We start from the raw sequence: 12,413 nt of genomic DNA, 5'->3' as shown, positions 1-12,413 counted from the left end.
GGAAGTATGGTATGAAAAAAGATATGGGCTTCTCATTAATTGAAATAATGGTTGTTGTTGCGATAGTTGGTATTCTGGCAAGCGTCGCTTTACCTGCTTATCAGCGGTATGTTATTAAGGCAAATCGAACTGCAGCAACGGCATGTTTAGTAGAGTTATCTCAGATTTTTGAACGCACATATACACAAAACATGGCCTATAATCCGGCTGGTTTTGTGTTGCCGCCGATCCAATGCATTACTGAGTTATCTCAACGCTATACCATCACATTAGGAAATCATGCAGCAAGAACATTTACTTTGTCTGCTGCTCCAACGTCATTACAAAACGATTCTGAATGCGGCACGTTAACTTTAAACCAATCTGGTCAAAAGGGTGCCGCTGGTGGGGTTGATGCTAATGCTGTTAGAAGTTGTTGGTAATATATTGATTTGAAAATTTGATCTTTTGAAATAATGTTGTAACTTTATAGTTAATTTTAATTAACTAAGAGCATAGGGATATGCGGTTACAACATGGATTTAGTCTTGTTGAAGTCTTAGTAACACTGCTGATTTTAAAAGTGGGTTTGCTGGGGCTTTTGGTGGCGCAAACAATGAGCTTGCGCCAGCTTCAAGATGCAATACAGCGAACTCAGGCTGTTGCGTTAAGCCATAGCCTATTGAGTGAACTACAGGCCAATCGGCAACTGGCTAATGTGATTGGTCAGCAGTTAACAATTAGCTCTGAATTGCCGCCCGCACCGGACTGTACACCCCCTTCCCAATGTAATCTCATGCAAATTGGTGCTAACCAACTTAATAACTGGTTTGGCAGTTTTCAAAGTACTGCTGGCGGTAATATTAGTAATCCGACAATGTGTTTGCAGTCGCAGGGGCCTTCATTTTTGCTGCAAATGAGTTGGCAGCAACGCTCAGCACAGTCACCACAAGATACGGCGTCTTGCTATGCTGCAACCGGCCGCAGTGCTTTAGCTGTTGAAGGCGGTGGGTGGTAGCAATGAAGCGCTTATCAGGTTTCACTTTAACTGAGTTACTTATTGCCATGATGCTGGGGTTAATTCTGCTTAGCATGGCGATAACTGCCTTTAGTGCTGTTAGTAAATCCACACGGCAAGCTCAGCAGCTGGCTGAATTGCAGCAAAACGCACAACTGTTAATCAGTTTATTTCACAATGAACTGGCGAATGTCGGCTTTTGGGGTGGGCGTTCAGCACCCGCTATGGCCACAACGTTTGCTCTACCAATCTTGCCAGTCGGAGATTGTTTGGAACCAGCACTGGATAGCGGTAGCTTTCCAAGCCAAGATCAACATTTTGTTACCCTTTATGCGCAGTTTGTTAATGGTGGCCGCCAACTAAACTGTCTGCCAGAACCACTGCCACAGACTGAATTTTTGCAAGTTAAGCGGTTAATTGGTTTACAAACGCCAATAGCCGAGATGCGACAGAATCGGTTTTATCTTGAAACTCAATGGCAGCATAGCCGCTTTGTTAGTAGTGATAGCGCAGGATTAAGCGAGCATTTTCACTACTTTCCCTATCAGCATCTGGTGTTTTATTTGCAGCAACAACGTGTAGATGGTGATGTTATCCCGGTGTTGATGCGCAAAAGGTTGAGTAGGAATCAAGCCGGTATGGCAGTGATTAGCACTGACTCTATCTTAGACGGTGTCGAACGAATGCATTTTGAATTTGGTATTGATAGCGATGCTGACGGCCAGCTGAACTATCAACTGGCAACCACTGAGGTGCCTGCAGCCGCCTGGCAACAGCAAGGTGTACTCATCATTAGCCTTAAATACTATGTAATACTTCGGGCACGTAAGCCGGATCCTTCTTATGTCAATGAACAGCAATATGATATGGGGCAATTTCAGTTTGTCGCACCTGGTGATCACTATCGCCGGATGCTAGTTAGCAGCAGTATTTTCTTTCAAAACAACGCGCTATAGGAGCACGCTATGTCCGCAATGAAAGGAGTAGTACTGATCATGGCCTTGGTATTTTTATTAATTATGACTTTATTGGTGACAGCGATGTTACTGGTTACTCAGCTTAGCCATAAAGCCGCTTATTCCGGCCAACAGCAACTGCAAATATCTCAGCAGGCGCTGCAGCAGCATTTGCAACAAATGCAGTTACCAAGTGACAGTAACGAGGACGCGATTGAAAGTATGCCGACTTGTCCGGCGCAATATGCTGCTTGGACAAGCGCTGTACTGCGCTGCGATCTTCAGTTACTCAATACAGAGACATACTCTGAAAACCGTTATTTTTACGCTGGCTACAGTAGCCTGGTGTTACAGCAAAATTTAGCTTTGGGGAGTCATTAATATGCTGTTACGTCTTATTATGACTTCTTTGGCTCTGGCACAGTCGGCGGTTGCGTTAAGCTGTAATTTAAATAGGGCTGAACCCGTTGTAGCTAATGTAAGCTCGGTGCACGATAGTACCGAGCCGAGGCAGGTGTTGCTGAGCAATAATGTTCAGTCAGCTGCACCAGGCACTCCGGGTTTATTGCAAATGCATAGTGCTAACAATTTTGCATTGCTTGCACAATTAAACCAATGGCCGACGCCATCAGAGCAGGTTGCCACTATTAATGCGGAACCCTTTGTGATTGATACTAATCATGATGGTATCGCCGATGCCGTTTATGTTGTTGATATTAATGGCCAGCTCTGGTTCATTCCACTTAACGCGACATCGTTCGGTGAGCCAGAGTGGGTAGCCGATCTGAGTGTAACTGAAGCAGTTTTCGATCAACCACTTCAAATGGTACAAACGTTATCGCCGGACCACAACGGTATTTTGCGTAAGGTGAGCATGCTGTTGGTTATCGGGAAGAAAGCCGATGGCGATATACTATTGGCGTTAAAGCATTCCAAAGGCAGTGCGGAACCCGTGATGCTTTCCCAGTTAACTGACCGAACTGCCATTACCGCCGATGAAGTTCGCTACGGTATCAGCGAGTCGCTATGGACGCAAATACAGCAAGGAAATGGCTGGTTTGTTAATTTGCAGCAGCGTATTACAGCAGTACCTCAGGTTTACGCTGGCGTTGTGTATGTAACTGCGGCAAACGGCAGTGCAGTTCAAGCAGATTGTTCCTTAGCGGATGAAGCTGCTTCGCAACTCTATGCCATGCATTTACACCATGCCGGGCTTATTTACGCACAACGACATTGGGATATTTCCAGCGAAACGAGTGGTAGCCTGGCGTTGATAAGTAACAGTGAGGGGGAGCTTGAACTAAGTTTGCAAGCAGAAGGCCAAGTTCAGCCGCTATTATCGGAATTACTAGCGATTACCGATGAATGTGCAGATTGTGTTTCCACGCTTAGCGCAGATCAGTATCCCCAGCGTATAAGGTTAGCCACATTTCAAACCGAACAGGGCGCGCATTAAATGCGCTTAGTTAGCAAAACTGCAGCCGCTAATCATGGGCAAAGGCCGAATAATGTTGCTAGCCATCTAAACGTTGCAGGCAATAACACAGGGCTAACGCTAATAGAGCTGCTAATAGCCGTAGTTATTATGGGCATCTTACTGGCTATTAGTTATCCTTCATATCAACAGCATATACTTAACAGTTACCGCTCTGAGGCGATGACCATGTTATTAACACTGGCGAATGCGCAAACGCAGTATCAAGCAGACTATGGCAGTTTTAGCAGCGATTTGGACGCGCTTGTCGCGCAGGAAGCTGTGTCATCGCGCTATCGTTTTAGCGTACAGCTAACACATGAGGGAGCGGGGTTTAAAGTGGTTGCTGATGCAATAGGAGCGCAACGAGAGGATAACGAATGTCCTCAATTTACACTCAACCATCTAGGCCAACGCAACCAAGGTAATCCTCAAAGCCTTATGTGTTGGAAATAATTAACCAGGACAAGGTGTTGCAACTTTAGTCAGGCGATTGCGTCCAGCTTGATTTAACGTTAATCGAAAGTGCCAGGATGCGCCTTGTCGACCGCAGTACAAAAATGTGCCATTCTCAAAACCATCTAAACTACCGTCACGACGAAAAGTTACACCGGCCCGGTTAAAGATAAGTTTATGTTGGTTATGTATAGCAGGGAGTTCGCGCAATACTGTTCGGCTATCTGGGTATAACAATGATACCTGCACGGGCGTCGTTTGCCATTGTTCAGCGCACTGGCCGGCGACAAAAGGGCAAACTTGAACTGGCAGGTTACTACTGGTTGCCGCTACTCTGGCATAGGCTAAATGCTGGCTGAACTGGCGAATGTAAGCATTGGCTCGCTGCTGATCAATAAACGATGCTGTAGCAGGTATTGCGGTATGCGCAAAAATAGCCATGATGGCTAAGGTAATGGTTAACTCTGGAAAGCTAAACCCCCGAAACGTTGAGGTATACATAAGTGACTCCCTGTCGTACTAAGATACAGGGAGTATAGCTAAGATTAACTTTATGTGACAAATGTGTAGCCAAATGGTTTTTTGCGACGGTTAATCATATATTGTTGGTATGGCTTGACGCTTGTGTTGTGTTCGCTGAAATATTGCAATTAGCTTACTGCTCACGTCGTTTGAAACCACTTTACCTTCAAGGAAATCGTCAATTTGTTCGTACGTTAGTCCTAAGGCGGCTTCATCCGCTTTTTGTGGAGCCAGGCATTCAAGGTCGGCTGTCGGCGTTTTACCCACCAATACTTCTGGTGCACCAAGGGTTTTACCGATTAAACGGACCTGACGTTTACTTAAACCAAATAATGGTGCTAAGTCACAAGCGCCATCACCCCATTTAGTATAAAAACCGGTAATATTTTCAGCAGAATGATCTGTGCCCAATACTAATCCGCCTGTCAACGCAGCAATATGGTATTGAATAACCATACGGGTTCGCGCTTTAACATTGCCTTTGGCAAAATCTGATTGGCTATCACTGGCGGTAGCAATACCCAGTGCTGCCATCGCATTCCAGGTAGCCTGATGTATACCATCGGCACCAGGTTGAACATTAACTGATACTGCTTTGCTAGGCTGTATAAACTCAATGGCCATCTGCGCTTCTGCTTCATCTTTTTGTATTGCATACGGCAGGCGTACAGCAATAAATTGGTACTCGCTAGTGTTTTGGTTTAATTCATCCACGGCAAGTTGTGCCAGGCGGCCACATGTTGTTGAGTCGATACCACCACTAATACCCAGTACCAGGGTTTTCATGCCTGAATCCGTTAATCGCTGTTTGATAAAATCTACCCGGCGGCGAATTTCAAACTGGGGATCTATTTGCGGCAATACCCGCATTTCGGCAATTATCTGTGCTGCATTCATAGCAATTGGGCCTCTAGTGAACAATCTTATCTATCTTACCGTGCTTTACCCTGACCAGATCAAGTGATTCTTACCGATTAACTGCTGAACACTTGTTCGCCTTGTATTATACTGCAAGCATCAGGCGCGCTTAACAGACGGATATTACAATGAAAAAAATTGAAGCCATTATCAAACCCTTTAAATTGGATGATGTGCGCGAAGCGCTGGCGGATATCAATGTCACTGGTATGACAGTCACTGAAGTTAAAGGGTTTGGTCGGCAGAAAGGGCATACTGAGCTTTACCGTGGCGCTGAATATATGGTGGATTTCTTACCTAAAGTAAAATTAGAAATTGTGGTGTCTGATGAACAAGTTGAACGTTGTATTGAAGCGATTATGACGACAGCACAGACCGGCCGCATTGGCGATGGTAAGATTTTTGTTTTTGAAGTAGAACGGGTCATTCGTATTCGTACTGGCGAAGAGGATGAGGATGCGATATAACAAGGTTAATGATTGTTAATTAACTGGGTTTTATCGATTGATTACTTATATCAATGTTGTCGTTTGGGTGTTTTTAATGTTCTGTTTATCTGCGTGTTCTAGCACCGGTAAGCTAACCCTGCAGGAACCAACATTACCTTACTCAGATTTACTTGCCCAGGTACACTCAGACGTGCCAAGTGTGCAAGACATTTTTAGTCTTACCATTGAGCAAGAGCAAGAGTTTTTAGCTTATTTTCATGCGCCTGAGCATCAAGACCTGGCTGGGCGTAAAAGGTTGTATAATTTTTTATCTCAGCACACTGCCTATTTTGATTACCAGGGACACAATTATACGGCGAGCCAAGCATACCGTCTTAAGGCCGGAAACTGTATTTCTTTAGCAGTATTAACTAAAGCTTTAGCTGATGTAGTGGGCGTAGATATAAAGTTTCAGAGCATTATTTCTGCGCCTGTATTTGACATGAAAAATAGCTATATGCTGTCATCTGATCATGTCAGAACGTTTTTATATGAATCGGATTTTGTCTCTAAAAGGGGTAATAGTTATTTTTTACAACCTCTGCTCGTCATTGATTATCTGCCTGCAGCAGGCGATATCGTAGGCGAGAATATTTCAGAAAAAACCTTTATCGCGATGTTTTATCGTAATTTAGCCGCTGATGCTTTGCTGAAAGAAAATTATCATCAGGCTTTAGCCTTGCTTAAAACTGCCCTTAGTTTCGATCCAACTTATGGCGCTGTGATTAATTTAGTCGCTATAACACATAGAAGACTAAACGAACCTGAACTGGCTGCAAAATTTTATGAATACGGCCTACAAGTGTCAAATCGAAAAACGTCGCTTACCAGTAATTATGCTGTGCTAAAACAGCTGCAAGGTGATGAACACGGCGCAGAGCAGCTTCGACAATCACTTAGCCTGCAAGATGATAACGACCCTTATCTTTGGTATTTATTGGGCAAAACAGCAATAGAACAGCGGCATCCAGCTGATGCGGCGATCTATTTTAGTAAAGCTATTGAGCGGGCCCCTTACATGCATGAATTGTATTTGGAGCTTGCAGTCGCACAATATCAAAATGAGCAACCTCAACGAGCCAGAAACACATTGGAACGTGCGGCGGAACTGGCTACGGCAAAGACAACGCAACAACGCTACTTTGCTAAACTTGACGCATTAAAACGCAGTGTCGAAGCGCATTAAAATGCAGTGGATTATTAGTATAGTTTGGTGCTTATTTATTTTTAGTGCTCAGGCGCAGCTACTAAAAGATATTCAAGAGTTAAGTGCTGACAACATGCAAGGTCGCAAAACAGGCTCTGATGGTACCGAACTGGCTCGGCAGTTTATTGCCCAACGTTTTGAAAAATTGCAGCTGGGGGCGTTTAATACGTCATACCTGCAAATGTTTAACTATGGTTTTGGACAACATAAAACCGGCACTAATGTAGTGGGGTATCAGCGTGGTTGCACTTACCCAGAGCACTACATTGTGGTGACAGCACACTATGATCATTTGGGTAACGAAGGAAAAAACATATTTCATGGCGCTGACGATAACGCGTCTGGTGTTGCTGCACTGCTTGAGCTTGCATCAAGACTAAGTGAACGTTGTTCTGCTTATTCTTATATTTTTATTGCCACGGATGCAGAAGAAAACGGTTTGTATGGTAGTAAAGCTTTTGTATCTTCGCCGTCAGTTCCGTTGGGTAATATAACGCTGAATCTTAATCTGGATATGATTGGTCGGCCAGACCGTCGCGGAAGGCTCTATCTTACAGGTGCAAAGCGTTACCCTGCGTTAATCGCACAGTTGGAACAGCAATTTAGCCATCTGCAGTATTTACCTCATCGAGGGCCTGGACAAGGCTTACGCAGCCTTCCTCGTTACGACTGGCCAAATGCCAGCGACCATGGTCCTTTTCACCGCGCCGGTATCCCTTATTTGTTTTTTGGCGGGCAAGATCACCGCGATTACCATACGCCTAACGATACGTGGCAGAATATTGAGCCAGAGTTTCTTGAGCAGGCAATGCAGGCTATCTGGCATACCGTGCAATGGCTTGAGCAACAAGCACCACAAAGCTTACAAGCCCCGAACTAATCACCTTTCGAAATAATTACCAATTAAAACTCAGCTGATCCCGATGCGGCTTTGTATTGCGTGTAACCGGCCGTTTGCGACTGGCGTGCCGCTGAAACACTGCGCGTTTTTGCTGTTGCCAGTGCTGACGATCAGTATTCAATAGCCAATCTTTCAATTTTGCTCTGGCATGTTGTTGTGCCTGGGTTAAGTCTACGATTGGGGCTGGGTAGTCTGTTTCGATAATACAACCATAACGTTGTTGTAGCTCTGCAGGCATCAACCAGGGCGTATGCAGCCAGCTGTTGGGAACGCGGCGAAGTTCAGGCAACCATTGGCGAATAAAAACGCCCTCATTGTCTTTTAATTGGCTTTGTTTTATCGGGTTGTACATGCGGTTGGGGTTAATGCCCGTTGTGCCTGCCTGCATCTGAATTTGGGGATAGTGAATGCCCGGCTCATAGTCGACAAAGCACTGAGCCAAATGCAGAGCAAGCGGCCGCCAATGCAGCCATAAATGATAGCTGGCAAACGCGACCAGCATAGCGCGGGCGCGAAAATGCAGCCAACCGGTTGCCAACAGGCAGCGCATTGCGGCATCAATAAGCGGGTAGCCTGTTTGCCCGCGTTGCCACGCCAGAAAGTATGCCGGGGTAAAGTCTTGCTCACGCAAGCCGTCGAAGCCTCTGTGCATGTTAAAAAATTCTATTGCCGGTTCATCTTCTAGTTTCTGCATAAAATGGCAGTGCCATCTAAGCCGGCTAAAAAAAGCCTGCAGGCCTTGTTGTTGGCGTATATTGGGGCTGCGCTTAATTGCGCTAAAACTTTGTTGCTGCAGCTGTCTAAGGCTAAGCTGACCATAACTAATATAAGGGCTAAGCCTGGAGCAGCTTTGTACTGCTTTGGCGGCAAAGGAAATATGCTGGCGATAGTTCATACTGCGCTGTGAAAGAAAACTATCAAAAGTAGCTTCTGCGTGAAACGGAACTTGTATTGGGTAACAAAGCGGCAGGTCATGCTTTCGGGTTGGCGCCATGGCGGTTAAGTCCCATTCTGCGGCTGTTAAAAACGGCAGGCGTGAAACGGGAGGAGCAGTTGATGACTTTAACCATTGGTCTGCCAAATTAAACCAATTGTCCCTATTGGCCAAATGACGAAATACCGCAAACTGACGAAATTGCTGCCAGGGTATCTGTAATTGCTGCAACAGGCGGCTTACAGCAATGTCACGCTGATAGGTCCAAAGATTACCAGTTTCTTCATGGCTAAATACCTGGGTTATAGCATATTGCTGGCACAGTTTACGCAGCACTAAAGTTGCCGGGCCTTTTACCACTAACAGTGGCTGGCCTAATGCGGTTAATTGCTGATTTAACTGCTCAAGTGCAGGGCTGATGAACTGCCAATGCCGCAAAGAAACGTCAGGCTGTTGCCAGTAATCTGGTTCAATAATATAAACCGGCAATACCAGCCCAAGCTTCGCCGCGTGCCATAGCGGTTGGTGGTCTTCAATACGTAAATCCCGCTTAAACCATACCAGCGTTGTCATGGGGTGGAACTTGCTGGTTGTAGTTTTGCCAGCCAGTGATGCCAGTGCTCAGGGCTTTGGAATTGCTGACTAGGTTGGTGAGCTAAACTGCCACTTAAAGTGATCTCCGGTAGCATTGCGCGTACAAAGCTGCCATCAGGGTCATAGTGAAGGGCTTGTTTTATAACATTAAATTGTCGTTCTGCTGCATTGCCACTGCCAGCAATATATGCCCAGTTTCCCCAATTGCTGGCGCAGTCATAATCCAGTAAACGTTGTTCAAAATAGGCAGCGCCAAGCCGCCAGTCTACTCCCAGATCATGTACTAAAAAGCTGGCAACGTTTTGTCTGCCGCGGTTGCTCATTAAGCCGGTTTGGTTAAGCAAGCGCATATTGGCATCTATAAAAGGAACCCCGGTACTGGCTTGACACCAATTCTCAAAACGCTTCAATTGCGCGGCATTGAGTTTAGGCTTGTTAAAATCGATGGCTCCTTTAATCGCGCCCTTGCTAAACCAACGCGCGCCGTATTTTCTAAACTGCCAGCGGAAGAACTCACGCCACAGTAGTTCGAATTTAAGCCAGTAAGTAGAGTCGTTGGCGGTTACGCTGTGCTCAAACGCAATAATTTGTTGCCAAGCCCAGCGCACAGACAAGGTGCCTAATGCCAGTGGCGCCGACAAAAAGCTCGCATAGTGCTCACCATAAAGCTGATTACGTGTTTCCTTGTAATGGCGTACATGTTGTTGCTGCCAAATGTATTGCGTAAAGTGGGTTGTTGCCGATTGCTCTAGTGCGCTAAAGTTTTTGTCGGTAGCCGCATACTGATGATACAGCTGGTTAAATGGAGGATTAAATACCTCGCACTGTGCAATTGACAGCCACGCACTTGATGACACGCTATGGTCTGACGGCGCGCTTACTTCAAGCAAGGGTTCGCGTTGTTTACGAAACGGTGTAAAAGTATTTGGTAAGGAATCCAGTTGCGGGCGCAGCCCATCGCCAAGTAACGAGTTACAGTCTAAAAGGGTAACGCTAAGATAGGGTTTAAGCTGCTGTAATGCAGAGTACTCATTGAAGCCAACAGGCTCGGCAGCATAGAGGCTGGTAGCGCCAAGTTGTTGTTGCAGGCGACGAATACACTCTTTGATGTTGCCAACACAGACAATAAGCCCGATATGCTGGCTAGCTAACTGGCGCTTTAATGCTGCAATTGCCTCGAGCTGTTGCTGTAACCGACGTAAATTCGCGCGCGCTACGCCATACTGAGAAGCGAAAAAAGCCTTTTCATCTAACACGAGTACAGCAACTTTAGGGCCTACTTCCAGTTGTAGCAGTGGGTTGTCATGCCAGCGCAATGTCTCGTTTAGCAGTATTATGTTCAGGCTCATAGCTGCTCCAAATGAATAAGTGTATGTTCCGCTTTGGCTAAAATCGCGTTCTGGTCTGCTTCAATTCGCCGGCGCCAGTTGGCATAGGCCAATGCCAGACGCGGATTAGCGGCAAGCTGCTGCTCGTTACGGTGTAAGAAATGCCAATATAGGGCATTAAAGGGACAAGCTGCATCGCCGATGGTGTCTTTCACTTTATAATGACAATGCTGGCAGTAGTTACTCATTCGGTTAATATAAGCGCCGCTTGCGGCATAGGGCTTTGATGCCATAACACCGCCGTCGGCAAAAAGCGCCATGCCAAGTGTGTTTGGCAGTTCTACCCATTCGTACGCATCGGCATATACCGCCAGATACCAGTCAGTCAGTTGTTTAACCGATAAACCTGCCAGTAAGGCGAAATTGCCGGTAATCATTAAGCGATGAATATGATGCGAATAAGCATGTTCAATGGTGCTACTGATGGCCTGTTGCATGCAGCGCATCCGGGTTTTACCGTGCCAGTAAAACGCTGGCAATTCACGTGTCGCCTGCAGATAATTTTCTGTTGCGTAGCCTGGCATCAGCAACCAATATAGCCCCCTTACATACTCTCGCCAGCCAATAAGTTGGCGAATAAACCCTTCGGCAGCATTTAATGGAACCGCACCACTGTGGTAAGCAGCAGCAACTTTGTTGCACATCCAGCGCACGTCTAACAGGCCGCAGTTTAAATAAACTGAGCAAATGCTATGGAACAAGAAAGGTTGGTCTAACAACATTGCATCCTGATAATCGCCAAATCGTGGCAACTGCTGCTCAACAAAATGCATAAAAGCCAATCGGGCGTCTTTACCGGTTACCGCATAGCAAAAATTGTCTACTTCTCCCATGTTGTCTGGGAAGTGCTTTAGCACCAGCATTTTCACTTGTTCTGTAATGTCATCTGCAGAAAATGTCAGCGGCACAATTTGCTGCATATCGCTTGGGCAGGCTTTGCGATTGTCCGCATCATAATTCCACTTTCCTCCTTCTGGTTGATCGTTTTGCATCAGCAAGCCGGTATAGCGGCGCATCTCGCGGTAAAAATATTCCATCCGTAGCTGTTTTTTACCGCTGGCCCATTGTGAAAAACGCGACAACGTGCAGATAAACCGGTCATCATCAAGCACCTGTACTGGTAGCGAAAAGTGTTGTGACCACTGATCTATTTCTTGCTGCAGCCGATATTCACCGCATTGCGTAATAACGACTTGCTCCAGAGAGGGGTGTTGCTGCAGAGCGGCACTTACGGCTGATGTCATGTTATTAACATTGCCGTACTGCAAATAATATACAGACATGCCTTGTTGTTTAAGCACAGCAGCGAAGTGACGCATGGCACTAAAGAGTAATATTATTTTATGTTTGTGGTGCTTCACATAACAGGCTTCTTCGGCTACTTCTGCCAATAGAATTACGTCTTCAGGCTGAAGATGTTGCAAGCTGGATAAAGCCGGACTTAATTGATCGCCCAAAACAACAATGAGCTTTGGCATAGCGTTTACCAAATTGGAATTGTAACGCCAATACGGCGCTTTCTGCCATTGCGATCAGAGCATAGCCGAGACAAACTAATTTGTGTTATGTTGTCACAAA

14 protein-coding genes are annotated in these 12,413 nt (G+C 45.8%); 9 read left to right on the top strand and 5 right to left on the bottom strand.

All coding sequences use genetic code 11. From position 1 onward, the window contains the following. Nucleotides 1-11 precede the first annotated feature (11 nt). The 6 genes from ORJ00_RS04200 (at nucleotide 12) to ORJ00_RS04175 (ending at nucleotide 3,883) form a co-directional block, all read left to right on the top strand. Nucleotides 12-422 carry a type IV pilin protein gene (locus ORJ00_RS04200; RefSeq protein WP_306139076.1) on the top strand — a complete coding sequence of 137 codons (411 nt, stop codon included), beginning with the start codon at nucleotides 12-14 and terminating at the stop codon, nucleotides 420-422. 80 nt (nucleotides 423-502) lie between these two features. Continuing rightward, complete coding sequence (pilV, locus tag ORJ00_RS04195; protein WP_306139075.1) at nucleotides 503-997, top strand: type IV pilus modification protein PilV; 495 nt, start codon at nucleotides 503-505, stop codon at nucleotides 995-997. 2 nt (nucleotides 998-999) lie between these two features. Continuing rightward, nucleotides 1,000-1,953, top strand: coding sequence for a PilW family protein (locus ORJ00_RS04190; RefSeq protein WP_306139074.1), 954 nt, complete (start codon nucleotides 1,000-1,002; stop codon nucleotides 1,951-1,953). A gap of 9 nt (nucleotides 1,954-1,962) precedes the next feature. Then, the gene (locus ORJ00_RS04185) at nucleotides 1,963-2,334 is read left to right on the top strand and encodes a hypothetical protein (RefSeq protein WP_305976446.1); all 372 of its coding nucleotides are present in this window, start codon (nucleotides 1,963-1,965) and stop codon (nucleotides 2,332-2,334) included. Between the two features lies 1 nt (nucleotide 2,335). Further along, nucleotides 2,336-3,409, top strand: a complete 1,074-nt coding sequence (locus ORJ00_RS04180; protein ID WP_306139073.1) for a hypothetical protein — start codon at nucleotides 2,336-2,338, stop codon at nucleotides 3,407-3,409. Beyond that, nucleotides 3,410-3,883, top strand: a complete 474-nt coding sequence (locus ORJ00_RS04175) for a type IV pilin protein (RefSeq protein WP_084153533.1) — start codon at nucleotides 3,410-3,412, stop codon at nucleotides 3,881-3,883. Here ORJ00_RS04175 and ORJ00_RS04170 read toward each other — a convergent pair whose 3' ends face one another. Together ORJ00_RS04170 and nadE are read right to left on the bottom strand one after the other, a co-directional pair. Continuing rightward, nucleotides 3,884-4,384 (bottom strand): GspH/FimT family pseudopilin, encoded by a 501-nt coding sequence (locus ORJ00_RS04170; RefSeq protein ID WP_306126065.1) that lies wholly within the window; start codon nucleotides 4,382-4,384, stop codon nucleotides 3,884-3,886. Between the two features lie 90 nt (nucleotides 4,385-4,474). Then, on the bottom strand, nucleotides 4,475-5,302 hold the full coding sequence (gene nadE, locus ORJ00_RS04165) for an NAD(+) synthase (protein ID WP_306126067.1): 828 nt from the start codon (nucleotides 5,300-5,302) through the stop codon (nucleotides 4,475-4,477). A 149-nt stretch (nucleotides 5,303-5,451) separates the two neighbouring features. Here nadE and glnB point away from each other — a divergent pair, with 149 nt between their 5' ends. The 3 genes from glnB to ORJ00_RS04150 all read left to right on the top strand — a co-directional run bounded on the left by glnB (nucleotide 5,452) and on the right by ORJ00_RS04150 (nucleotide 7,898). Further along, on the top strand, nucleotides 5,452-5,790 hold the full coding sequence (gene glnB, locus ORJ00_RS04160) for a nitrogen regulatory protein P-II (protein ID WP_027670788.1): 339 nt from the start codon (nucleotides 5,452-5,454) through the stop codon (nucleotides 5,788-5,790). A gap of 76 nt (nucleotides 5,791-5,866) precedes the next feature. Then, nucleotides 5,867-6,997 (top strand): tetratricopeptide repeat protein, encoded by a 1,131-nt coding sequence (locus tag ORJ00_RS04155; RefSeq protein WP_306126068.1) that lies wholly within the window; start codon nucleotides 5,867-5,869, stop codon nucleotides 6,995-6,997. Between the two features lies 1 nt (nucleotide 6,998). Continuing rightward, a complete protein-coding gene (locus ORJ00_RS04150) occupies nucleotides 6,999-7,898 on the top strand; it encodes a M28 family peptidase (RefSeq protein WP_306139072.1) in 900 nt (299 codons plus the stop codon). 16 nt (nucleotides 7,899-7,914) lie between these two features. Here ORJ00_RS04150 and ORJ00_RS04145 read toward each other — a convergent pair whose 3' ends face one another. Genes ORJ00_RS04145 through ORJ00_RS04135 form a run of 3 tightly spaced genes read right to left on the bottom strand, consistent with a single transcriptional unit; the run spans nucleotide 7,915 to nucleotide 12,313 of the window. Continuing rightward, nucleotides 7,915-9,426 carry a cryptochrome/deoxyribodipyrimidine photo-lyase family protein gene (locus ORJ00_RS04145; RefSeq protein ID WP_306126070.1) on the bottom strand — a complete coding sequence of 504 codons (1,512 nt, stop codon included), beginning with the start codon at nucleotides 9,424-9,426 and terminating at the stop codon, nucleotides 7,915-7,917. Then, nucleotides 9,423-10,796 (bottom strand): DASH family cryptochrome, encoded by a 1,374-nt coding sequence (locus ORJ00_RS04140; RefSeq protein ID WP_306139070.1) that lies wholly within the window; start codon nucleotides 10,794-10,796, stop codon nucleotides 9,423-9,425. The genes ORJ00_RS04145 and ORJ00_RS04140 overlap by 4 nt, the downstream gene beginning before the upstream one ends. Beyond that, entirely contained in the window at nucleotides 10,793-12,313 is a 1,521-nt protein-coding gene (locus ORJ00_RS04135; RefSeq protein ID WP_306139068.1) for a cryptochrome/photolyase family protein, read from the bottom strand. Before ORJ00_RS04135 ends, ORJ00_RS04140 begins: the two co-directional genes overlap by 4 nt. Between the last annotated feature and the right edge of the window lie 100 nt (nucleotides 12,314-12,413).

The sequence above is a fragment of the Rheinheimera baltica genome (assembly GCF_030731985.1).
GTDB classification, from domain to species: domain Bacteria; phylum Pseudomonadota; class Gammaproteobacteria; order Enterobacterales; family Alteromonadaceae; genus Alishewanella; species Alishewanella baltica.
Note: the sequence above shows the minus strand (reverse complement) of the source record. Positions and strands in the feature narration are given on the sequence as shown.

Coding starts and splice junctions, on each gene's coding strand:
- ORJ00_RS04180 (WP_306139073.1), top strand. CDS start 2,336: ATGCTGTTACGTCTTATTATGACTTCTTTGGCTCTGGCACAGTCGGCG.
- ORJ00_RS04150 (WP_306139072.1), top strand. CDS start 6,999: ATGCAGTGGATTATTAGTATAGTTTGGTGCTTATTTATTTTTAGTGCT.
- ORJ00_RS04145 (WP_306126070.1), bottom strand. CDS start 9,426: ATGACAACGCTGGTATGGTTTAAGCGGGATTTACGTATTGAAGACCAC.
- pilV (WP_306139075.1), top strand. CDS start 503: ATGCGGTTACAACATGGATTTAGTCTTGTTGAAGTCTTAGTAACACTG.
- ORJ00_RS04170 (WP_306126065.1), bottom strand. CDS start 4,384: ATGTATACCTCAACGTTTCGGGGGTTTAGCTTTCCAGAGTTAACCATT.
- ORJ00_RS04175 (WP_084153533.1), top strand. CDS start 3,410: ATGCGCTTAGTTAGCAAAACTGCAGCCGCTAATCATGGGCAAAGGCCG.
- ORJ00_RS04135 (WP_306139068.1), bottom strand. CDS start 12,313: ATGCCAAAGCTCATTGTTGTTTTGGGCGATCAATTAAGTCCGGCTTTA.
- ORJ00_RS04185 (WP_305976446.1), top strand. CDS start 1,963: ATGTCCGCAATGAAAGGAGTAGTACTGATCATGGCCTTGGTATTTTTA.
- ORJ00_RS04190 (WP_306139074.1), top strand. CDS start 1,000: ATGAAGCGCTTATCAGGTTTCACTTTAACTGAGTTACTTATTGCCATG.
- nadE (WP_306126067.1), bottom strand. CDS start 5,302: ATGAATGCAGCACAGATAATTGCCGAAATGCGGGTATTGCCGCAAATA.
- glnB (WP_027670788.1), top strand. CDS start 5,452: ATGAAAAAAATTGAAGCCATTATCAAACCCTTTAAATTGGATGATGTG.
- ORJ00_RS04200 (WP_306139076.1), top strand. CDS start 12: ATGAAAAAAGATATGGGCTTCTCATTAATTGAAATAATGGTTGTTGTT.
- ORJ00_RS04155 (WP_306126068.1), top strand. CDS start 5,867: ATGTTCTGTTTATCTGCGTGTTCTAGCACCGGTAAGCTAACCCTGCAG.
- ORJ00_RS04140 (WP_306139070.1), bottom strand. CDS start 10,796: ATGAGCCTGAACATAATACTGCTAAACGAGACATTGCGCTGGCATGAC.